The sequence below is a fragment of the Jeotgalibacillus marinus genome, from assembly GCF_040801915.1.
Lineage (GTDB): Bacteria > Bacillota > Bacilli > Bacillales > Jeotgalibacillaceae > Jeotgalibacillus > Jeotgalibacillus marinus.
This window is the reverse complement of the sequence record NZ_JBFMIA010000008.1, coordinates 26,616-49,477: the sequence shown is the minus strand read 5'-3', so window position 1 is coordinate 49,477 and position 22,862 is coordinate 26,616. Positions and strand designations below refer to the sequence as shown.

Genomic DNA, 22,862 nt, shown 5'->3' with positions numbered 1-22,862 from the left:
ACCGCACATGTCACACCTATAAGTGTAGCCAAATGAGCCTGATTCAATTAAGAATCAGGCTGTTTATTTATAGTTGTATAAATTTACCGCTAATGCAACCGGTTTAGTTTCTCCTTATTTTGATTCAACTGCTCCTGAAGTCTACTGATGGGTTCCAAGTTCCCTCGATTTTGAAGAGCATTTGTGACCGAACGATCTGCATGCTCAATCATTTTCTGTGCTTGTTGGATCAACTGCTCTGTAGGATGCGATTGAGCTTGACCTACAGCTGTCGTGGCATTATCCACAGAGTTATGCAATTGAGAAATAATATTATCTTCTTTCCAGCTCATTTGTGTGTGGTCTTCCATTGTTTATCACTCCCCTTGCTTTTTTTAAGCAAACAACTCGTTTTACTATGGCAAAATTGATTCGTTTTTATTCAATTACATCTCTTTGATGGATAAAATATACTTCATAAAATTTGAAGCCATCATCCATACTAAAAGCGAATACCGAATAAAAAGGAGGTTTTGTAATGGGTAGAGCAAACAAACATCGAGCAACTAGCAATAACAAAAACTCATTACCCCAAACACCAAAAGGATTAAAAATTGCTCCTGAAAACGTAAACGAAGAATTTTCACGTGAACTGGCTGCCCATGGTGACATCATTTCCAAACGAGAGATGAATAAACGACCAAAAAAATAATCGTTCGTCATTGTTACTATTCATTTAAAAACAGATCCCCGTTGATGATTAAACGGGGATGTCTGTGATTACTCTAATACATAAGATATACAAGTGTTGCAGAAAATAATTAAACCTCGAAAAAGATTTTATGATAAAAAGTCCTTTATACTCGATAAATCAGATAATGCACTGTCCAACTACGTATGACCAAGCGTTTGGAAATTTAATTATTACTGGCATACATTCGTATGCTTAACTGGATGTTATAATCGACAAAAAACACCCATTGAACTGTAATTAAACTACGATCAGATGACGCCGGTATGGTTCCGATGTCATCTTTTTTTAGCCACTTGACACCAATTCCCGTTAACATAATCATTCATCTATTAGTTTTCTTAATCTATGAAATAACAAAGAGTTATAAGTAAATATATAAAATTCAGAATTAAAAGTAAATTATTATGTTAAGATGTTTAAGAGTCAAAATTTTTCGAATAGGAGGATATATTAATGAAATTTAGCTATATTTCTCATCTATACTGTCCTAAGTGTTCTTCTACGTATGACGCCAACATAATCAATCAACTATGTGAATGTGGTTCACCATTGCTTGTCACATATGACCTACCTGCCTTAGCAAAAAATTGGAAGCGGTCAGATCTGATTGGAAGAAGAAATGACCTTTGGCGTTATCATGAGCTGTTACCTGTTCAAAAGGAAGAGAACGTGGTTTCCATGGGTGAAGGCATGACCCCTCTAGTAGCTATGAAAGCACTCGGCGAACATATGGGCATTAGTCAATTATATATGAAAGATGAAGGGATCATTCCCACAGGAACTTTTAAAGCCCGCGGTGCAGCAGTCGGAATTTCTAAAGCACAAGAGCTAGGTATTAAAGAACTGGCTATGCCCACGAATGGAAATGCTGGTGCAGCTTGGTCTCTTTACGCCTCCAGATCTGGCATTATGTCAACGATTGTAATGCCTGTTGACGCACCGAAGATTACTCGAAATGAGTGTGCTAGTTCTGGTGCAAATTTATATTTAGTAGACGGGGTAATTAGTGATGCCGGAAAAATTGTTGCACAAGCGGTTAAAGATTACAATCTATTTGATGTGTCTACTTTAAAAGAGCCATACCGCATCGAAGGAAAGAAAACGATGGGAATTGAAATCGTTGAGCAATTACAGTGGGAAGTTCCTGATGTTATTCTTTATCCTACTGGTGGAGGTGTAGGTTTGATTGGTATCTACAAGGCTCTGAAAGAACTCCAAGCATTAGGTTGGATTGAAGAAAAAATGCCAAGACTGGTTGCTGTCCAATCAGAGGGCTGTGCACCAATAGTAAAAGCATGGGAAGAGCAAAAAACAGAGTCTGAATTTTGGAATGATTCCGAAACCATTGCCTTTGGTATAAACGTTCCTAAAGCATTAGGTGACTTCTTAGTATTAAATGCAGTTTACGAAACGGGAGGATGTGCCGTGTCAGTAAACGACACAGCTGTTATAGAAGAACAAAAACAGATTTCACAAAAAGAAGGTGCTTTCATTTGTCCAGAAGGAGCAGCTGCATTCTTAGCTGCGCGTCAACTACGAAATGAAGGTTGGATAAAAGAGAATGAAACAGTTGTTGTCCTTAATACCGGTGCAGGCATTAAATACCCAGACACAGTTGATGTAAATGTTCCTATTCTTAATAAACATGAGACCATCACTGATAGAAGTAATGTGACTTCATTTTAACTCCACATCCGTGAGTTAACTAGTTTTATTAAATGAATAAAAAAGAGGCACCTATTCTAGTACGATGCTAAGCGAAAAAAACACATCCTGTACAAGAAAGGTGCCTTCTATTAAACAATAAGCTCCATTTCATCACCGAGAAATATGGTTTCATCCTCATCACGAAATCCGCCCATTTTTCAGGATTAATCACCTACGTTTTGATGAAACGGTTGATCATATGAAGAAAAAAGCAGATCGCTATTTGTCGTTCCAGTCTTTTTGTCGATGTTTCTTGCATCAAAAATACGTTCATTTTCTGGGAAATGAACGGTTTGCATGATCGATTGAAGGGAACGAGCCTCTTTTGGTATTCCTATAGTTGGTTAAATCAACAGAAGTGTTTTTATCTCCTAAAAATGAAAGCGTCTTCATTAGATCGTTATTAGATTACCAAACCAATACACATATCAAGTAGCATCTATACCTTGCATCAATTAATACCATTGGAGGAGGAGTTAAGGTGAAAGTGAAAATGAATTTCATGTTTCTAATTGTTGTTAGCTTCGTTATGGCTTTAGTTGTGGGAATTATCCTCGGAGAAAATGCAACATTTTTTCAACCACTGGGCGATTTATTTTTAAGATTAATTATGTTTATTGTTGTTCCATTAATTCTTTCAACCATCATTGTAGGGATCACTAGTGCAGGCAATATTAAAAAATTAAGTCGTTTAGGCGGAAAAACAATTTTGTATTACTTAGGTACCAGCTTTGTCGCCATTGTAATCGGCTTAGGCGCTGCCTTTATTTTTTCTCCTGGGACCGACACCGGCATTACTCTTGATACCGAAGAATTTACAGCTACAGAAACCACCAGCTTTGTTTCTACTTTACTAAACATTATTCCAACAAACCCCATTGAAGCTCTGAGTTCTGGTGCGATATTGCAAGTTATATTTCTTGCTATATTTATAGGAGTAGGGATCATAAGTGCAGGCGAAAAAGCATCAACTGTACAGAAATTCTTCGAAGGATTAGCAGAAGTTATGTATAAAATCACTGGGATCGTCATGAAATTAGTACCTATTGGTATTTTCGGCTTACTTGCGCCAATAGTTGGTACCTATGGAATGTCCGTTTTGTTACCACTATTAAAAGTTATATTAGCAATGGTTGTCGCATCAGCGTTTCATGTACTTATCATATATTCTATAGCAGTTAAGACACTTGGGAAGATGAGCCCTATTAAATTCCTAAAAGGGATTTACCCTGCCGGCATTGTAGCATTTACTACAGCTAGTAGTTCAGGCACCTTGCCTGTTACACTAAAAAATACCCAAGAAAACCTCGGTGTGTCAAAAGAGACGAGTAGTTTTGTTTTACCATTAGGGTCGACAATCAACATGGATGGAACCGCCATTTATCTAGGGATTACCGTCATGTTCATTGCTCAATACTTCGGAATTGATCTGACGTTTACTCAACTCCTGACCGTCGCGCTAGTTGCAACATTGTCCTCTATTGGAGCGGCAGGTGTTCCAGGTGCTGGACTTGTTATGTTAACGATGGTACTAGCTTCTGTCAATTTGCCATTAGAAGGTATTGCTCTTGTTGCAGGTGTTGATCGAATTCTAGATATGTTTAGAACCTCTGTTAACGTCGTTGGCGACGCATCAGCTTGTGTAGTTGTCGATCATTCTGAAAGGACTACCAATGTAGTGCTAGATAACAAACAATCGGTTTCTTAACTCTCGCCTTTCACTTAAGGGACACCTCATTCAAAGCGAGGTAGTCCCTTATTTTTTAATCTAAAGAATTATTTATATGTAGATTGTTGAATTTGGTAATATTGTTGAAAATTAGATAAAAACGATTCACTTGGCAACGTTAACGTTTCTTCATTATAAATAAATGAAAATTCCCTTTTCAGATGTATTCCTTGAATGGACATCTCCGAGAGTAAGCCTAATTGCAGTTCCTTTTTAATTGCTGCCTTTGAAATGATTGATATACCCATACCCGATTCAACTGCGGATTTAATGGATTCCGTATTTTCAAGTTCTAAGATGATATTTAGTTTTGCAGGATCGAGATGATGCTTTAGTAGGATTTCCTCAATGACCTGCCTTGTACCCGATCCCTGTTCTCTCATTATCATGGGTAAAGAAAAGAGCTCGTCGACTGTAATGACAGCACTCCCATTAGCCAGCAGATGATCCCGTTTATTAGGTGTAATAATAACGAGTTCATCCTCCATAAAAGGAATCTGCTGTACTGTCGGGTATTTCTTCAATGATTCTACAAAACCTAAGTGAATTTCCTTATTAGCCAGCTTTTCCATTACTTGATCAGAATTGTCTAATTTCAATATTATATTCACGTTCGGAAATTCTTTTTTATATTTTCCTAGTATGTAAGGCAGAATATATCCGCCTATCGTTAAACTTGCTCCGATGATTAGATCGCCATGAATCGACTCTGAAAGTAAAGCAATATCCTTTTTTGTTTCATGAATTAAGTTTAATATTTTGTCAGCATGCTTATAAAGCAACTTTCCAGATGGAGTTAAAGATATACGTTTCGTTGTTCGCTCAAATAGTTTTGTATTCAGTGAATTTTCAAGTTGTTGAATTTGTATACTGATACTTGGTTGTGAGAGATGTAATATCTTTGCTGTCTCAGAAAAGCTTTTTCCCTGCGCAACTACGTAAAATACGTTTAAATGTTCGAAGTTCATCTCATTCCCCCTGCTATTGATCCCCTGTACCTACATTATACTATAATGTATAGTTCAAAAAATCTCACAATACAGGAGGGACACTTCCCACCATGCTTTTACCCTTTTCAAAACGTATAAATCCTAGATAAATAATATTTTTTTAGTGACACACTGTCACACCAATAAAAGAAGTACAGGGCCGAGAGCTGCTAATAAAATGAATCCTACCACTCCAACTAAAACAGGTTTAAAACCAGTTTTCTTAAAGTCACTGAATTTAATACTTAATCCCAATCCAGCCATAGCCATCGATAATAGAAAAACGCTAACCAAAATAAGAGCATTCACAAGAGTTTCAGGCAAAGGGATATATGTGTTGATAAAACTCATACCAAGGAATCCTAAAATAAACCAAGGAACAGGAAGAGTTTTAAGAGAATATTTATCTTGTTTACCCTTTTTATCTTTTTTTGTATAAATGTAGCCGAGAATAATAGCTACAGGAATTAATAAGGCCACTCTCCCCAACTTGACTAAAATAGCTGTTTCACTACTAACGTCTCCACCTGGTACCGCTGCAGCAATAACATGGGCTAATTCATGTAATGTAGCACCAACAAGTACCCCATAACTATATGAATCAAGGTTAAGTAAAGGATAGGAAAAAATATAGGCTAAGGCTCCTATTGTTCCTAATATGGCAATACAGGCGACTGCTATAGCAGTATACTCCTTTTTACTTTTAATAACAGAAGCAACCGCTACGATTGCAGCCGCACCACAAACGGCCGTTCCAACAGCAATTAACGTATTAAGTTGACTATCTACATTCAATAGCTTTCCTAATCCAACCATCACCAACATCGTAAATACAATGACTATGCTATCAATTAATAAAACAGAGAGACCTGATTCAAAAATTTGACTAAGATTCAAACGTAAACCCATAAGAATAATTCCGGCTCTCAGGAGATATTTACTACTAAATGTAACACCAGGAACTATTTGGTCTTGTGTTCCCATGGACGTTCTCCAGAGCATTCCTAACATAATCGAAATAATCATAATCCCCATAATAGAGAAAAAAGGAAAACTGGCAACTTGATTAGCCACAACTGCCAACACTAGCGTTAATACTATCCCTCGCATATAACCTTTATATTTACCTAATCGAAACTGAAGTTTATTTTTTTTTCTTAGCACATCTTCATTCATTTTCTGCATGTCTTCTCAAATACCCCCTCTGACCTAATGCTTATAAATTCAGAATAACACAGAAAACGACGTCGGAATTATAGCACTTTCCTATAAGACTTATTAACTTATTTTATACCCCTTAGACAACTTAAATTGGATACTTTTAGTGTGTCAACTATACAATAAAAACTGAGGAGAAACGCCTTATTCCATATTCGTGAAATGTACTTGTGTTGATTCTTTAGTTATCTATAGCATACCTTTTGGCTATCTTCATAAAAAACAGCAGCACTCCTCATAGGGGGCGCTGCTGTTTTTAAAATGGATTAAGATCCCATCGCTATTTTTTTGTGATTAGTTTGAATGTTGTTTTTGTACAGGCGTTGTTTAATAAATGGCATGACATACCGATCTGCCCCCCAGTAGTAACTTGCTGAACCAACTAATAACAGAACCATTGCTACTGTAAATAAATTAGGATTGGTACTAACTGTTCCAGCTAACAAAAAGTTAAGATTCATAAATGCTCCTGCAACTAAAGCCGGAACCGTTAGACAACCTAGGATTAAACCAAGACCAACCAACAATTCCCCCCATGGAACTAACACATTAAATAACTCTATATTTGGTAAAGCGAAGTTTTGAAGAAATGATGCGTACCATCCTTGAACGGCAGGATGTTCTCCCCTCGCATTTGCGATCGCTCCATTAATCATGCCTGATGCATCAAAATCACCAGTCACTTTTCCAAATCCTGCTTGAAGCCATTGCACACCTAGCCAAATTCTCACTACCGCCCATACCATTGCCATTTTCGGACCTTTTAACCAACTCATACCGATCATCTCCTATGATTACTTTGTGAAATTATTCACAATTCGAATTAAAAAAAATGGTGTTGCAACTTTTTTTATTACTTGTCTTACATGAATAGTATAGCATAGATATTGTGAAAAACTTCACAATATGACGCTTGTTTTTTACGAATTTGTGACAACTAGCTATTTTGACGATCTTAGCTCAAACTGGGACAAGACAATTGTCATTAACAAGCAATCACATTTGTTTTATTTCCATGCTAACGAGCACATGAGTTTTGGCGTCTCAAACCAATCAACCCCTTGATCATATACTCCCCAAAAACAATAACTATTTAAAGTGTTCATTAATCCACCTAGAAATATTCCAATTCTCCCATAGTCATCATTCACTAATTTTACTAAAGGTGGATTTTTCAAAACCGGCCCTGTAACCAAAGGATCAGACTGTGAAAGCTTCCAAGTAGTTGAATCTGCGCTCCTGAAAATAACGGTGATAAAAAATCAATTATTTCAAGAATTTATGTTTGTGGAATTTACTCTACATAAAAAAAATTTATATGGTTATTTTAATACCGTAAGTACTTTTAGAGGAGGAATTTTAATGAAGTTAATCACATTGTTCACTACAGCTTGTGTGCTAAGTTTAACACTGGCGGCTTGTAATACCAATGGGGACAACAACGGGGACGATGCAATGAATGACAATGACACCCCTGATGTTGGTCAAGAAGATAACATGGACAACAACGGAAATGCCTCAAATTTAGATGTAGCAGACGATGCTGCAGATCTGATAACTGATCTAGATGAAATAAAAAGTGCGTCGGTTTTGGTGACGGATCGTAACGCCTATGTTGCCGTAGTTTTAAGTGATGAAGCAGAAGAAGAAGTATCAGAAGATATTAAAACGAAGGTTGAAGATCAAGTGAAGTCTACAGATTCGGATATTGAAAACGTGTATGTATCATCAAACCCTGATTTGACAGAAAGATTTACAGAATATGGAGAAAAATTTAGACAGGGTGAGCCTTTTGAAGGCTTCGCAGAGGAATTTAACGAAACAGTTGATAGAATATTTCCTAATGCCCGCTAATTAAGGTTGAGAAATATCAGTTCCTCGGCGTTAAAGTGCTGGGGAACTGATTTAAATTCCTGAGGATCTGACGAAGAACCAAATTCTCTACCAGTTGTTGTTTAGATCGCACAATTGAGAACTTCAATGACGACGGTATTCGTGTCAACTTTGGAAGAAGTTCTAGTTTTAGTTATACATGTGAAAAGACTATTGCTATTAGGCTAAACAGGCACGTCCAAGTTCCTTGGACGTGCCTGTTTTAATTGAAACGTATACGTTGCTTGGAACTTTAATTTTTTATAAAAGATAACAATTCTTCTGTTATTTTTTTGTCATCGAATTCGATGGTTCGATCGTTTAAAATTTGGTACGTTTCGTGTCCTTTTCCTGCAACGATAATTAAATCTTTTACTGTGGACAGTTCGATCGCTTTTGCTATGGCTTTTTTTCGATCATCGATTAATAAAAAAGAATTTTTCGGTTGTAACCCGAATGCAATTTCATTCAAGATTTTTTTTGGATCTTCTGATCGTGGATTATCAGATGTAACAATCGTTAAATCACTAATTCTACCTGAAACTTCACCCATTAAAGATCGTTTTGATTTATCTCGGTCCCCACCGCATCCGAACACGGTTAAAATTTTTCCTTCTTTTTTAAAATCATTCAATGCAGTTAAAACATTTTCTAACGAATCTGGAGTATGAGCATAATCGATAAAAACATTTCGTTTTTGCGAAGGAACTTTTTCTAGACGACCCGGAATACCTTCAAAAGAAGCAATTTTTTCTTTAATATGTTCATAACTTAAACCTTCCATAAAACCGATTAAAATACACGATAATAAATTATAAATGTTAAATTTACCTACTAATTTAGTTTGAAACGGCAAACGTTTATTTTTATAGAGAATATCAAAAGATGTACCTTTTTCAGAAAACATAATATTTACCGCTTTACAATCACTATCACGATCAATTGAATAGGTTATTACTCTACTTTTTGTTTCTTGGCACATTTTTAATGAATAAGGGTCATCAATATTGATGATAGAAAAAGATTGCTCGGTTGCGTTTTTAAACAATAATGCTTTTGAATTTGCATAGTTTTCCATCGTTTGGTGAAAATCTAAGTGATCTAACGTTAAATTTGAAAAAATATTATATTTATACTCAATTCCAGTCACTCTACCTTGTTGTAGGGCGTGGCTTGATACTTCCATAACATTCAAACCTACTTTTTTCTTTCTGCACATTAAAAGCATACGTTGCAAATCGATCGGAGGGGGAGTGGTCGGCGTCTTCCTATTCATAAAGATTTGTTCGCCTCCGATGAAAAAGCCTAGTGTGCCGATATACGAGGTTCGATGCAAATCAGTAAACAAATAATCGATGATTTGGCCGATGCTTGTTTTTCCGTTAGTCCCGGTTATCGCAACATTAATGAACGATTTTGATGGGGAATTTAAAAACGAGCTAGCAATTAGTCCGATTTTCCGAGAAACGTCGGGATCTACAATCATAGGGACAGTTGTATTCAATGGGACTTCTGAAATAAAAAAAGCTGCTTTCAATTCGACTTTTTTATAATAAAGATGAGGATCAAAACGTTGTCCTTTTGTAAAAATAAATAAATCATTTTTTTTGATACTATCAATATTTACACATATATCGTTAATCGGGATGTGCTCCCATTCTTTTTTTATCGGATAAAGCGTGCTTAAGAAATCAGCTAAAAACACATGGATCACCTCATAAAATTATTGATAGAACGCAGCAATCCCTTTTAAAAGAACCTGAAACTCTTGTTTTTCGTGGAACTTATTTGGAAATTACCTTTTGACAATCGTAGCGTCACATCTGAACAATTAACTATCCTGTTATTGAATGTAACGACGATGATACATTTATTCTCCTCATGAGCGAAATGCTGAAATAAGTTCAAAATTCCTTGAGATGTATCTTCATTAAGACGATTGCGCTTTTGTTTTTTTCTTTCCTTTCGTGATTTCCGTTACAGTAACAAATTTCGAAGCTCTTTCATGTAGTGATAGTTTGTATGATTGAAACACAATCATTCTAAACGTTGAGGCCAATGGTTTCGATACCTTGTCCATCAAAATGTATCATGCCATCCTTAGGAATGTCTAGGGCACCCGCTAGAGAGAGTAGGGTCGTTTCACCTGATAGTTTATAATAACGTTTAAAAAAATAACGCCCAATCGTTTGATATATAAGGTTGAGCGTTACCCAATTGGCCATCTTCGTTGTATTTCTTTTGTTAAGGTCAGTTGAGGTACCATCACCACAACCGACTAGAAATACGACTAGAAGGCACTTAATACGGTAAGTCTTCTTCAAAGTAATTTCTTCCTAAATATCTAATTGAAATACCAAAATCAGCAGTACTCCACGCAAGGAGCATTGCACAAGAACGCAGCAAGTCCTTACTATTACAAAGAACCTGAAACTCTTGTTTTTTTGTTGTAACTTATTTGAAAATTGCCTTTTGACAATCGTAGTATCACATCTGAACAATTAGCTATGCTGTTATCGTGTGTAACGACGATGATACATTTATTCTCTTCATGAGCGAGATGCTGAAATAGCTTCACAGTATCTCGAGCTGTATCTTCATCTAAATTTCCAGTCGGTTCGTCAGCTATGATCAGGTCTGTTTCACAACAAAGAGCTCGAGCAATCGCGATGCGTTGCTGTTGGCCTCCACTTAGCGTAAGGACCTTTTGTTTGGCTTTCTCCTCTGAAATGCCAACTTTTCTTAACATGTCTAAGGCGAATGCGCTTTTGTTTTTTTTCTTTACTTTCGTGATTTCCATCGCTGTCACAATATTTTGAAGCGCCGTCATGTAAGGTAATAGATTGTATGATTGAAACACAATGGATACATACTGATTTCTAAACTTCGAGTAGCCGATGGTTGCGATATCTTGTCCATCAAAATGGATCTTGCCTTCCTTAGGAATGTCTAGGGCACCTGCAAGAGAGAGTAAGGTCGTTTTACCTGAGCCAGAGGGACCAACGATGGTATAAAATTTGCCCTTTTCAAACTCAAGGTTCACTTTTGAGAAAATAGTTGACTCTTTACGATCGTTCGAATACCAATAGCTTACATCTTTAAATTGTAATAAACTCATCTACTTAACCTCCTATTCTTGTTTCGTGAGTATTGTTTTTGGTTGAAGTCTTAGCACAGAAAGAGATGGAATCAAGGTTGAGATTAGAGCAATTAGCATCCCAATGACAGCCAGCAGTCCGAAGTCTTGAGGAGTAATTTTGATTTCAAGTTCATCAATTGCTTCGACACCATCAACAGGCTGATTAGTACTACTACCAGGACGACCACCACTAAATCTCCCACCAAAGGATTCAGGTTGAGTTGTTAGCTCTTGTTCCTGTGTTAACTGCTGCTCTAGTAATTGGTCTCCTATCGCCCCAGCCACCATTTGCCCGCTTACAGAAGCAATGCCAAGTGCTAGTATGGCTACGATTAGAATTTCCGCAACAAATTGACCAATTAGCTTCCATTTTTGTTCACCAATTGCAAGTAAAACACCCATTTCGTATTTTCGTTCTCGGATTGCCATCATAACGATCAAACCTAGTATAATAGCGCCTGCAATGGCAACTAGATACACGACATTGTTAGAAAATGAGGCAACGTTCTCAATCGGCCCCATCATTTGCTGATAAGCCTGGTCATCTGCTGATAACAGGTATTCTCCATCAAAGTTTAGGGCGGAAATAGCTTTAGCTTCCTCTTTAAATTCATCTATTTTAGATGGATCTTGAATGTAGTAAATTGCGCTTTCAAGCATCGGTTCAGATGTTTCTTCACTAGAACTCAACTTAGAGGATGCTGTGTATGGAACATAAATTCTGTTATATGGATCTGCAGCTATATTTTGACCACCGAAACCTCCAGTATCTAATGTCTCCGTCGTTGAATAAATACCGATGATTTCAACTTCCAAACTGTTTTCTTCTACTGCACTTCCGAGAGTCAGTGTATCTCCGACTTCTAAATTATTTAATTCAGCAAGATTTTTCTCAATCATTGCTACGTTTTCGTCCAGGTCTTCTTCTGTAATATGTTCTCCATCTTCTAACACAGAGTCTCCACTCATAAATGAGGCAGATGAATCAGAATACAACACACCACGAAGACTCACATCACCTTGGACCATCCGATCATTTCCGGAAAATGGATTTCCATTTCCTTCTGTTTCTTCTGTGTCATCACCCGTTGAAATAGCTTCAAAATCATTAGCTAAAGCAACTTCACTTGTGAAAAAGTTGTAGCCCTTTAAATAGTCTAAAGATGCAATTTTTTCCGCCTCTGATAGAGGTACACCCGTCTCCATATCTTGAGGGCTACCTCCAGATTCTCTTATATTTTCCATCATCGCTTGGCGATCGATTTGAAGGGTGATATCTGCTCCTAGCGATTCTCTCGCTAATTCACTCGATTTTTCGGCTGCACTCTGAATCGCTAATCCAGATAATACAAGCACACAAATGACTGTGAAGATAAAAATTTGCAACAAACTTTTTCCTTTTCTTTCCTTTACACTTAATAAGGCACGTTTTATAAAATTCACTCGTTATCCTCCTATGATATGATTTGTTAATGATGTGTCTTCTTTATCCACGCACTTATCGTAGCAACTACATATGAACAAATTATGACCAAACTATTAATACCTTATGAATCTTAGAAAAATTGAAAATGGCTAGGGATTCGTTTTATTCTTTTGAGGAAAATGAACGTATAGAAAAAACCCTTGGACAGAGAATAGCTTCCTAAGGGTTTCGTCTTGGTCAAAGTAATCTACTGACGCCATCTATTAAGTGGTGGGTAGTTCACTTTTGATTTTCTCGTTATAATCTTTAAACGAAGCTAGCATTTGTTCTAGAATTTCTTTTATTGCTTCATTATCTTCAGCTTCAATTGCATCTTTTAACTGATTTTGTATAGCTTTCCTTTCTTCATTTTTTTCATTATGATTTTCACGTTCCTCTGCTCGCTTCTGTTCTCGTTCTTCTTTAGAAAGAGATGTATACTCGTCTTTTTTCCCTTCTCGATTAGCTTGTATTTGCTCCTTTACTTCTTTTCGTTCCTCTAGTGCTACTTCCCACTCCTCGGTAAGCTCTGGAGCAAACTCATTCACTGTCTCCATTAGCTTTTCACTGCGTTCTCCAGCTCTCTTCTTTTGACGCTTTTTACCTTTACCTTCTTTGAAATCTCCACCAAAGTCTTTTACATCTGTCTCTTTCAGTTCACCTTTTTCATCCCAGCTTTCATTTCCTGATTCTGCTGCACTAGCACTTGGAATAAGTGCAGGTGATAGCAATACTGCGATCGACAAAAAACTAACAAGTAAACGCTTTTCTTTTTTCATTTTTCCCACTCCTTCTATTTCTTTTCACGATTAATAAGGCACGTTTTATAAAATTCACTCCTTGTCCTCCCTATGGTATGATTTGTTAGATATGTGCCTTCAAATATCCACGTACTTATCGTAGCAACTACAAATGAACAAACTATGACCAAACTATTAATACATTATGAAATCGAAGTTATCTTTAAAAAAATATTGAAATAGCTAGTGGTTCGTTTTATTCTTTTTTGTACAAAGAGTAAAAAACTTGGAGGTAATGGAATGGAAATATTAGTGATTGAAGATAACCCGAGCGTGTCATCCATGCTTGAAATGTTTTTTACGAAGGAAGGTTACGATGGAGAATTTATTCAAGATGGAAAAGCAGGTTATGAGCGTTTCAGTCAAAAGAACTGGGACCTGTTAATTATCGATTGGATGCTACCTACAATGGATGGCGTTACTATTTGTAAAAAGATTAGGGAAGAAAGTTCGGTTCCGATTATTATGCTTACAGCCAAAGATACAGATTCGGATCAAGTACTCGGACTTGAAATGGGAGCAGACGATTATATAACGAAACCGTTTAGTCCAATAACTTTAATGGCCCGCATTAAAGCTATTATTCGAAGAACAAAGCACAATGAAAATCCCCCATCTATTTCTTCTATTGTAAAAAGTGAACGAATTCAACTATCAAACACGACTCGCGAAGTATGGCTAGATGAACAACCAATTACAAACTTGACACCAAAAGAGTTTGATTTACTCCTACATTTTGTTGAGCATCCTCGCCAGGTGTTTTCAAGAGAACAACTGCTGGATAAAGTATGGGGCTACACCTTTTATGGAGATGAACGGACCGTAGATGTTCATATCAAAAGACTCCGTAAAAAATTAGATACGAGGCCCTCTTTGTTTCACACCGTGTGGGGAGTTGGCTATAAATTTGATGAAACCGGTGGGGCATGATGAGGATTAAATACTTGTATCAATTACTTGCAAGTCACCTAGGAACCTTATTAATTGCCTTTTTAATTCTTGGTTTCTTATTTTCTCAATACGTGGAGTCGTTTATTTATAAAGGTAAAGTAGAGGAGATGACTACGTATGCAGAGGAGTTAATTGAAGGGATGGGTGAAGATATTGTACATGGCGATCGAATGCTTATCAACTATTATAAAAAGATCTTTACTTCACAAGATGTTCACTTTTTCATCTTCGATCAACAAACGGAGGTTACGTATCCCCGATTAAATAAAAAATCACATGCTTTATTAAGAGAGTCGGAATGGGAACAAATTAAACGCGGTGAGAGTGTAGTCATTAAACGCGGTCCGAGTGTAGTCGCTAATCAGGATCCAGAAGCGGAAGTATCTATTGTTGCTATACCCAAAATGAACGAAGAAGATGTTCTCGTAGGCGGCGTGTTACTTACTTGGCCCATAACAGGGACGGAAGAAATGATCACAGAAATTTTTCAATTCCTACTCTCAAGCGCTGGTATCGCGTTAGTCATTACGATTTTTTTAAGTGTTTTTCTCTCTAAAGTGCATGTTAATCGTATTCAGCGATTTCGTAACGCAACAACGCAAATATCATCGGGCAATTACGATGTTAAAGTGGACGATACAGGTAGGGATGAGTTTGGTGAACTGGCGGATGATTTTAATGAAATGGTCAAGCAGTTAAAATTATCGAATGACGAAATTGATCGACTTGAAAAACGGCGCCGTCAGTTTATTGCAGATGTTTCACACGAACTCCGTACCCCTCTGACAACGATAAAAGGGGTCGTGGAGGGACTAAATAATGAAATGATTGCTGAAGAGGAAAAAGAAAAAGGATTACTTCTCATTAGTAAGGAAACTAGAAGGCTAATTCGACTAGTAAATGAAAATTTGGACTATGAAAAAATCCGTTCCAATCAAGTATCTATACAAAAACAGTGGATTGACTTATACGAAATCTTTGAAGTGATCCAAGAACATCTAAGTATTCAAGCAGAAGAAAAAGGGAACAAAATCGTGTTGTATATGGAAGAAGAACTGATGGTTTTTGCTGACTATGATCGTCTTATGCAAATTTTAATTAATATTGTAAAAAACAGCATTCAGTTTACTGAAAATGGAAGCATCTCACTTAGAGGAAAAAAAGGCTATAAAGAAATCATTATTGAAGTAGAGGATACGGGAATAGGAGTGAAGAAAGAGGATATCGAATCCATATGGGAACGATTCTACAAGGCTGATCTATCCAGAACCAGCGATCTCTATGGTAAATTTGGCCTTGGTCTGTCTATTGTGAAGCAACTTGTACAATTGCATCAAGGAACGATTCACGTAAGCAGTAAAGAGAACCAAGGGACCATATTTGAAATTCATCTTCCGGATCAAGATAAAGGCAAATGGCAGTGAGTCTTCGGAATTCAATATGCTTCAACCTGAGCTATGTTTGACTTCTTACGTGGTGTCATTTTGTATTGATGAACGAGAAGAGCGGGCAATGATGCCCGCTCTTTATTATTAGGTTGACGGTATTCAGAGCGATTCTTCAGCTTTATAAATCACTTTTTTCTTCCCCATACAGGAGCATATTCTCTTTAAAACACTGTGATTTTGTTAATTAGTCGGATTGACATTGGTAGGTCAGAAGAGATTCTGATAGAATACGCTATAGACTAGGACATCAGACAAGTTGTAAGGTCCAGTCATTTTAAAAGAGGAGTGTTAGTCACTTGACTCAATCTAATCCGTTTCCATTTGCTACAGACAATAAGCGTTACCATACATGGAATTATCATTTACGAAATCATTTCGGTCATAAGGTTTTTAAAATCGCTTTAGACGGTGGGTTTGATTGCCCTAATCGTGATGGCACTGTGGCGCATGGAGGCTGTACGTTTTGCAGTGCAGCAGGATCTGGTGATTTTGCAGGTAACTCCGTTGATCCACTCGAAAAACAATTTCACGACATTAAAACTCGCATGCATCGCAAGTGGAAAGACGGAAAATACATGGCGTACTTTCAAGCCTTTACCAACACTCATGCACCCGTTGAGGTTTTGCGCGAAAAATACGAAACCGTACTAAAATTTGATGATGTGGTAGGGTTATCAATTGCCACTAGACCGGATTGCCTGCCTGATGATGTGGTAGATTATTTAGCTGAATTAAATGAACGTACCTATTTGTGGGTAGAGATGGGCTTGCAAACCGTCCATGAAGCGACAGGCACAATGATTAACCGTGCCCATAATTTTGAATGCTATAAAGAAGGTGTCAAAAAACTGCGTGATCGCGGCATTCGCGTCTGCTCTCATATCATCAATGGATTGCCACAAGAAGATACTGCCATGATGATGGAAACCGCAAAAGCCGTTGCAGATCTAGACGTTCAAGGCATTAAAATTCACTTGCTTCATCTACTAAAAGGGACGCCAATGGTAAAGCAATATGAAAAAGGGTTGCTCGAATTTTTATCACAAGATGATTATGTCAAGCTCGTATGTGATCAGCTTGAAATCCTTCCACCAGAAATGATTATCCACCGTATTACAGGAGACGGTCCTATTGATTTAATGGTTGGTCCTATGTGGAGTGTAAATAAATGGGAAGTTCTTATGGATATTGATCGCGAGCTTATGCGTAGAGGATCGTATCAAGGAAAATTTTACAATCGTAAAGAGGTGAACTCACAGCCATGAATCTAGACCGCATTTTGCCATATGCTCATTCATTGCTTCAGCGATCTGTTTCAACAGACGATATCGTGGTAGATGCCACTGTAGGAAATGGTCACGATACGTTGTTTTTATCTCGACTCGTTGGAGAACAAGGACGTGTGTATGGCTTTGATGTACAACAAAAAGCCATTGATAAAACCGCTACAAAACTTGAAGAACAAGACTTACAAAATCGCGTCATGCTGTTTCAGCAAGGTCATGAAACACTTGATCAAGCGATTCCCCCTGTTCACCATGGAGCCATTTCTGGTGCGGTGTTTAACCTTGGTTATTTACCTGGAAGTGATGAAACCATCGTGACTCGTCCACGCACAACGATTACAGCCGTTGAAAAATTGATCGACATGATGAAGCCTGGTGGACTAATCATTCTCGTCATCTATCATGGACATGCAGAAGGAGCTGTTGAACGCGATTACTTATTGCGTTTCGTTCAAACCATTGATCATCAAAAAGCGCACGTTTTACGTTATCAATTTATGAATCAGCAAACACCTGCACCATTTGTCATTGCGATTGAGAAGCGTAGGGAGAGAAACTAGTTCTGAACGTGGGACTAGTTTTTTTGTGAAAACACAAGACAGGATGTAGTTCTTTTGTCACGATCTGCGGATAAATGGAGGCCATGCTTCGATAAACAGATTGCAAACGCGGATAAACCATGATCAAACTTCGATATACAGACTTCAAACGCGGATAAACTATCTTCATCCATCGATACGACTTGCTTAACAACATTTACTTCAAAAAAACTGTCCACTACCCAACATAAGGTAGCGGACAGCCATCTTTACAGCATTCTCTCTGCAATTCGTTCAAACGACTTCATTTTTTGTTCAAAATCGTACGCAATTGTGGTCAACATGATTTCGTTTGTTTGGTATTCTTCCGCAATCCGGTGCAGTTCTCGTACAACATGATCGATATCACCAACAACCATTCGTTTACGGTTTTCAAGCACTCTCGCTCGTTCAAATGCACTATAAGGGTAGTTCATCGCTTTTTCTGGACTCGGTATTCCTTTTGATGGCATACCTTGTTCAAGCATGATCATGGATAAATCAAGGCTCGAAGCGATTCGTTCTGCATCTTCCATCGTTTCACCACAAATCGTAAAAACAGCTACATTACTTTGCGGTTGAGCATAGTGACGTGATGGCTTAAACTCTTCTAAATATTGGTTCATGTAGTATTTACCACCTTCACCATTAATAAAAAGTGCGAACGTATATGGTAGCCCTTTTTCCGCCGCAGTGAGCGCAGATGATGGACTTGATCCTAAAACCCACACATCAGGAGTCGTTTTGGTCACAGGTGTCGCTTTTAATCCGTGATAACGATGTTCTTCTGGAAGATCATCGTGCAAATAATGAAGCAAGTCATCGATTTGTTCTGGATAACGTTTGGTGCCCCGCTGTTTGCCGTCTGACAGTGCATGGGAAGCTCGAGGCATGCCACCAGGTGCTCGTCCGATTCCAACATCAATTCTACCAGGTGTTAAACATTCCAACACCTTAAAATTTTCAGCAACTTTATATGCACTATAGTGAGGCAGCATCACGCCGCCTGATCCTACGCGTATAGTATTCGTTTTCGAAGCAAGGTGGGCAACTAGAACTTCTGGCGATGAACCTGCAAGCGTTGGTGCATCATGGTGTTCAGACACCCAAAAACGGTGAAAGCCAAGCTCATCTGCACGCTTGGCAAGTTCAATCGTTTGCCGTAACCCTTCCTCAGCTGTGCTGCCTTCTACAATGGATGATTGATCTAGTATACTTAATGTTAACGCCATCTTGTTCACTCCTTTACTGCTCCTATTATTCTAAATTCCTCCTAAAAAGTCGAACAACTTGCCTGGTAACAGACCGATTGTTCGACTTACTTATGAATAAAATAGAATTATTTAACGTGCGTGAAATACCAAGGATACTTATCATTTTGACCAGCTGCGCAACATCCCAGATGGCATCCATTTCTGAACGTTTCGATATGCTCTTCCATTTAAATAGAAAAAGTAGCTCACGACACCGCTTGAACGGATAATTTTTCGTGCGAGATGGCGGACATTTTTTTGCTTGCTCACTTTTTCATCTGATAAATAGACACCTAGTAAACCGCGGTTGATCAGTTTATGAAATTTTTTATGTGGCAACTTATTGGTGTGACGATCCGCTTCTTTTACAAAGTGCTGCAAACGTTCAAATAGTAGCTCATGGTTTGGGTAGTAGAAGCAGAAATTCAAATCACCTTCTGCTAAATCTTCTTCTTGATCGATAAAATAATCGAGCAAAATGTGTAATCCTTGAATATAAGGGAAGTAGCCATTACGAATGGTTTCAGAAAAGGAAGGATCAAAGTCCTCTCTAAATGCATATGAGACGAGACAAAAAATTCCGAGTGTGGAACCCGTACACGCAGAAAACTCATACCATTCCATCTCTGGGAAACGGTCGTGATGATCCTCAAACCATGTTTGCAGTCGACGTTCACGATCATCCACGTGGACATGCTTGTGTATTTGCAGGTCGCAATAATAGCCACATAATTCGAGTAAATCTTTTTTAATCTCACTGTATGTATCCAACTGTTCAAGAACGGATTGACACATTAAAACCAATGAAGCCAAATAACCTCCGTCATCCCGCTCAACTCTGTTGCAATAATAGTCTCGAATGGGCGCTCCAACCGTTAGAGCGTCCTCCATCGATTCATGCAAACTTTTAAAATCTTCAGGATCAAGTGATGTGCTACGATCACAAAGGTTATCTAAATAATCACTGATCGTCTGGTACGCTACGATAAATTGGATTGCTTCCTTGTGCCCCTTCAAAGCAAGAAGAGCCATAATCGATCCACCCTCACAGTGGAACGTTTTATGCTCCAAACTCGCTAATGCTTGAGTCCGCAATTCTTCATTTGGAATGTCATTTGCGAGCTTTTTCCAATGAGCTAGTTGCTGATGAACAATTGGGAACACTTTTCGATACACTTGATTCATTAAAAAGAATGGTTCAGTCGGCACTACCATATTTTTCACCTCTTTTTAGACATCATACCCAATGTTTCTAAGTCGGTTACGTGTAAATGATTCGGTGTAAGCAAAAATTTCATCCCGCTCTGGTTCGTTAAAAAGTTCGTGATAGCATTGCGGCCATTCCTTGTAGTGCATTTCAAGTAAATCTAATTCCAGAAACCATTTTTTTGCGACCTGCGTTTCAGCTAAAAAGTCATTTCCACCTTGTATAAGAAGCAGTGGAATGTCAGGAAATTGTTTATTTAGGGCCATCTGTTTCATAGCCAATAGTATTTCTCTATACCAGCGAACAGATACTCTCGTGACATTAATAGAATCTTCACGATCAATCTCAATCACTTCTTCATTCCGTGTTGCTTTTTCAATGGGGAAACCAAAAGTAAAGCGATGTTCAGGTGTTACTTTATTCAAACTACTCGAGAGCAAGTGACTCACTTTTGATGGGGTATATTTTAACGCAAAAGTAGGAGAAGACAAAATAAGACCTGCGATCTCCAGTTTCATTTTTTGTAACATGCGAACCGCGATCAAGCCACCCATGCCATGCCCTAAAAGAAATACAGGCAAATCAAATTGATATGAGGCCTCGATCCACTTCTTCACTTCTTTAATATATTGGTCAAACGAGTCGATATGACCCCGTTCTACTCTTTTTGCCATACCTTGACCAGGGAGGTCACCCATAATGACATGGTAGCCTTTTGAACGCCACATTTCGATGAGCCATCCGTATCGTGCATGATGCTCTAATTCACCGTGAATCATAACGATCACACCGTGTGCAGCTTCATCTGTTTCCCATTTCCACATTGAGAGATTCCTCACTTTCCTACGTAGATCACCTTACTCTGCCTAAACGAGTCGAACCGTGGAACATCCGCATAAGCACGAGTTATGATAAACTATACTATATCATAATTCTATCAAAAATAAGGAGCAATAACATGATCCTATCCTATAAAAACTTCGATCCTAAAATTGATCAATCGACCTATATCGCAAGCAACGCAACAGTTACAGGAGATGTAACCATTGGCGCAGAATCTAGCGTTTGGTTCGGTACAACCATTCGTGGCGACGTATCACCAACGATTATTGGCAAAAAGGTGAACATTCAAGACCACTCCATCCTCCACCAAAGCCCAAACACACCGCTTATTTTAGAAGACGAAGTAACCATCGGCCATCAAGTGATTTTACATAGCTGCACGATCAAAAAAAAAGCGCTCATTGGCATGGGTTCGATCATTTTAGATGGAGCTGAAATTGGCGAAGGAGCATTTATCGGCGCTGGAAGCTTAGTTTCTCAAGGAAAAAAAATTCCGCCAAACTCATTAGCTTTTGGGCGCCCAGCTAAAGTCATACGCACGTTAACAGACGAAGATATTCAAGATATGGAACGGATAAGTCGTGAATATGCGGAAAAAGCCATCCTTTATAAAGAGGCTGAAAAAAATAATGGTTAAATGAAAAAAAAGTTTAAGGCTGTTGGAACAAAAAATGAATGACGTACTTGATCAGAGTGATATCATTTTAACTCAGCAACAAAAGAATCCATGGAGACACGAAAATAGACTCCTGCGGCTAATGAGAAAAGAAGGACGTTTTTTGGTCGAGGTTGTTTGGTGGAAAGTAGGAATAAGGTTGCTGGCGGTCTTTGCTGCTACTATTCCAGTTAATTTATGAAAGGTGTGGTGAGTTTGCATTCTAAAATTTTCCTTTTCATGAATACATTTTTAGCATTTACGTTTGTGAAGCATTTTGCTACTCTCGAATATAGCAATTTGAGTGGTCTAAGCGCTCTTGATAAGGTATTTACCATTACATCGCTGATATGGTTTGTAGCGTGTGTCTCTTTTTATATAGGAAAATTCAAGCGTAGGAAACTATCAACTTAATAAGCGATACACTTACTGGCTCATTTTATAGAAAAATTACTTCATGGAAGTCCAATAATACAATTAGCTACTTCTTTTTATAAGAAGTAGCTAATTGTATTTATAAAGAAACGTCTGTTGATTAACCAAATACAGAAATACCCAAAAAATGTAAAAATCCATTGAAAAAAGATTCAATGAAATGGGGGGATGAATTTCGATTGGCCTAAAAGGGTACTATTAAGGTCGAAAACAATTGCTGAAATCAAATATTATCTACATTTGGATCATTGATATAATGAGGATATATACTGTATAACGATATAAAACATTTAAAGTGAAGGGTGGAAACTCAGATGTATTTGACAATTAAAGAAACAGCCCAATACCTTACCTTGCCACAATCAATCATTATAAAATTAGTACACGAACAGCGTATTCGAGCAGTTCATGATGGAGAGCAGTTTTTAATCAATCGTGATCAATTCAATGATTATATTAAACAAGTAGAAAAGGCCAAAAAGTTGTTTGAAGAATGGAGAAATGAGCCTATCCCAGATAGTGTAGATGTAAAAGACGAAGATTAACTTACAATA

Annotated in this window: 23 protein-coding genes; 10 read left to right on the top strand and 13 right to left on the bottom strand. The window is 37.8% G+C overall.

Going from position 1 to position 22,862, the window contains the following annotated elements:
• Positions 1–89 precede the first annotated feature (89 nt).
• On the bottom strand, positions 90–350 hold the full coding sequence (locus tag AB1471_RS10325) for a hypothetical protein (protein ID WP_367779681.1): 261 nt from the start codon (positions 348–350) through the stop codon (positions 90–92).
• A 167-nt stretch (positions 351–517) separates the two neighbouring features.
• On the opposite strand from AB1471_RS10325, the gene AB1471_RS10320 reads away from it, so the two are divergent.
• The gene (locus tag AB1471_RS10320; RefSeq protein WP_367779680.1) at positions 518–691 is read left to right on the top strand and encodes a YfhD family protein; all 174 of its coding nucleotides are present in this window, start codon (positions 518–520) and stop codon (positions 689–691) included.
• Between the two features lie 205 nt (positions 692–896).
• Here the strand turns inward: AB1471_RS10320 and AB1471_RS10315 are convergent, their stop codons facing one another.
• The gene (locus AB1471_RS10315) at positions 897–1,049 is read right to left on the bottom strand and encodes a hypothetical protein (RefSeq protein ID WP_367779679.1); all 153 of its coding nucleotides are present in this window, start codon (positions 1,047–1,049) and stop codon (positions 897–899) included.
• Between the two features lie 137 nt (positions 1,050–1,186).
• Between AB1471_RS10315 and AB1471_RS10310 the strand changes: the two genes are divergently transcribed.
• Complete coding sequence (locus tag AB1471_RS10310; RefSeq protein ID WP_367779678.1) at positions 1,187–2,419, top strand: threonine synthase; 1,233 nt, start codon at positions 1,187–1,189, stop codon at positions 2,417–2,419.
• Positions 2,420–2,927: 508 nt separating this feature from the next.
• The gene (locus AB1471_RS10305) at positions 2,928–4,148 is read left to right on the top strand and encodes a dicarboxylate/amino acid:cation symporter (protein ID WP_367779740.1); all 1,221 of its coding nucleotides are present in this window, start codon (positions 2,928–2,930) and stop codon (positions 4,146–4,148) included.
• Positions 4,149–4,216: 68 nt separating this feature from the next.
• On the opposite strand, the gene AB1471_RS10300 is transcribed toward AB1471_RS10305, so the two are convergent.
• From AB1471_RS10300 to AB1471_RS10290, 3 genes are all read right to left on the bottom strand, one after another.
• Positions 4,217–5,137 (bottom strand): selenium metabolism-associated LysR family transcriptional regulator, encoded by a 921-nt coding sequence (locus tag AB1471_RS10300; RefSeq protein WP_367779677.1) that lies wholly within the window; start codon positions 5,135–5,137, stop codon positions 4,217–4,219.
• 156 nt (positions 5,138–5,293) lie between these two features.
• Positions 5,294–6,343: a YeiH family protein gene (locus AB1471_RS10295; RefSeq protein ID WP_367779676.1), complete on the bottom strand. Its 1,050-nt coding sequence runs from the start codon at positions 6,341–6,343 to the stop codon at positions 5,294–5,296.
• Between the two features lie 299 nt (positions 6,344–6,642).
• Positions 6,643–7,152, bottom strand: a complete 510-nt coding sequence (locus AB1471_RS10290) for a DoxX family membrane protein (RefSeq protein ID WP_367779675.1) — start codon at positions 7,150–7,152, stop codon at positions 6,643–6,645.
• 586 nt (positions 7,153–7,738) lie between these two features.
• On the opposite strand from AB1471_RS10290, the gene AB1471_RS10285 reads away from it, so the two are divergent.
• Entirely contained in the window at positions 7,739–8,230 is a 492-nt protein-coding gene (locus AB1471_RS10285) for a YhcN/YlaJ family sporulation lipoprotein (RefSeq protein WP_367779674.1), read from the top strand.
• Positions 8,231–8,501: 271 nt separating this feature from the next.
• Here AB1471_RS10285 and AB1471_RS10280 read toward each other — a convergent pair whose 3' ends face one another.
• The 5 genes from AB1471_RS10280 to AB1471_RS10260 form a co-directional block, all read right to left on the bottom strand.
• Positions 8,502–9,953, bottom strand: a complete 1,452-nt coding sequence (locus tag AB1471_RS10280; protein WP_367779673.1) for a UDP-N-acetylmuramoyl-L-alanyl-D-glutamate--2,6-diaminopimelate ligase — start codon at positions 9,951–9,953, stop codon at positions 8,502–8,504.
• A 337-nt stretch (positions 9,954–10,290) separates the two neighbouring features.
• Positions 10,291–10,572 carry a hypothetical protein gene (locus tag AB1471_RS10275; protein ID WP_367779672.1) on the bottom strand — a complete coding sequence of 94 codons (282 nt, stop codon included), beginning with the start codon at positions 10,570–10,572 and terminating at the stop codon, positions 10,291–10,293.
• A 92-nt stretch (positions 10,573–10,664) separates the two neighbouring features.
• On the bottom strand, positions 10,665–11,366 hold the full coding sequence (locus AB1471_RS10270) for an ABC transporter ATP-binding protein (RefSeq protein WP_367779671.1): 702 nt from the start codon (positions 11,364–11,366) through the stop codon (positions 10,665–10,667).
• Positions 11,367–11,378: 12 nt separating this feature from the next.
• Positions 11,379–12,830: an ABC transporter permease gene (locus AB1471_RS10265; RefSeq protein WP_367779670.1), complete on the bottom strand. Its 1,452-nt coding sequence runs from the start codon at positions 12,828–12,830 to the stop codon at positions 11,379–11,381.
• Between the two features lie 246 nt (positions 12,831–13,076).
• The gene (locus AB1471_RS10260) at positions 13,077–13,631 is read right to left on the bottom strand and encodes a hypothetical protein (protein WP_367779669.1); all 555 of its coding nucleotides are present in this window, start codon (positions 13,629–13,631) and stop codon (positions 13,077–13,079) included.
• 261 nt (positions 13,632–13,892) lie between these two features.
• Between AB1471_RS10260 and AB1471_RS10255 the strand changes: the two genes are divergently transcribed.
• From AB1471_RS10255 to mnmM, 4 genes are all read left to right on the top strand, one after another.
• Positions 13,893–14,582, top strand: coding sequence for a winged helix-turn-helix domain-containing protein (locus tag AB1471_RS10255; protein WP_367779668.1), 690 nt, complete (start codon positions 13,893–13,895; stop codon positions 14,580–14,582).
• Positions 14,582–16,027 (top strand): ATP-binding protein, encoded by a 1,446-nt coding sequence (locus AB1471_RS10250; protein WP_367779667.1) that lies wholly within the window; start codon positions 14,582–14,584, stop codon positions 16,025–16,027. The genes AB1471_RS10255 and AB1471_RS10250 overlap by 1 nt, the downstream gene beginning before the upstream one ends.
• Positions 16,028–16,347: 320 nt before the next feature.
• The gene (gene mnmL, locus AB1471_RS10245) at positions 16,348–17,316 is read left to right on the top strand and encodes a tRNA modification radical SAM protein MnmL/YtqA (protein ID WP_367779666.1); all 969 of its coding nucleotides are present in this window, start codon (positions 16,348–16,350) and stop codon (positions 17,314–17,316) included.
• Entirely contained in the window at positions 17,313–17,897 is a 585-nt protein-coding gene (gene mnmM, locus AB1471_RS10240) for a tRNA 5-(aminomethyl)-2-thiouridylate-methyltransferase MnmM (RefSeq protein WP_367779665.1), read from the top strand. The genes mnmL and mnmM overlap by 4 nt, the downstream gene beginning before the upstream one ends.
• Positions 17,898–18,145: 248 nt before the next feature.
• Here the strand turns inward: mnmM and AB1471_RS10235 are convergent, their stop codons facing one another.
• The 3 genes from AB1471_RS10235 to AB1471_RS10225 form a co-directional block, all read right to left on the bottom strand.
• The gene (locus AB1471_RS10235) at positions 18,146–19,147 is read right to left on the bottom strand and encodes an LLM class flavin-dependent oxidoreductase (protein ID WP_367779664.1); all 1,002 of its coding nucleotides are present in this window, start codon (positions 19,145–19,147) and stop codon (positions 18,146–18,148) included.
• A 141-nt stretch (positions 19,148–19,288) separates the two neighbouring features.
• The gene (gene tbcS, locus AB1471_RS10230) at positions 19,289–20,383 is read right to left on the bottom strand and encodes a tetraprenyl-beta-curcumene synthase (RefSeq protein ID WP_367779663.1); all 1,095 of its coding nucleotides are present in this window, start codon (positions 20,381–20,383) and stop codon (positions 19,289–19,291) included.
• 15 nt (positions 20,384–20,398) lie between these two features.
• Positions 20,399–21,199 (bottom strand): alpha/beta fold hydrolase, encoded by an 801-nt coding sequence (locus AB1471_RS10225; protein ID WP_367779662.1) that lies wholly within the window; start codon positions 21,197–21,199, stop codon positions 20,399–20,401.
• Positions 21,200–21,333: 134 nt separating this feature from the next.
• Here AB1471_RS10225 and AB1471_RS10220 point away from each other — a divergent pair, with 134 nt between their 5' ends.
• Both AB1471_RS10220 and AB1471_RS10215 read left to right on the top strand, forming a co-directional pair.
• Positions 21,334–21,855 (top strand): gamma carbonic anhydrase, encoded by a 522-nt coding sequence (locus AB1471_RS10220; protein ID WP_367779661.1) that lies wholly within the window; start codon positions 21,334–21,336, stop codon positions 21,853–21,855.
• Between the two features lie 767 nt (positions 21,856–22,622).
• Positions 22,623–22,853 carry an excisionase family DNA-binding protein gene (locus tag AB1471_RS10215; protein WP_367779660.1) on the top strand — a complete coding sequence of 77 codons (231 nt, stop codon included), beginning with the start codon at positions 22,623–22,625 and terminating at the stop codon, positions 22,851–22,853.
• Positions 22,854–22,862: the final 9 nt, after the last annotated feature.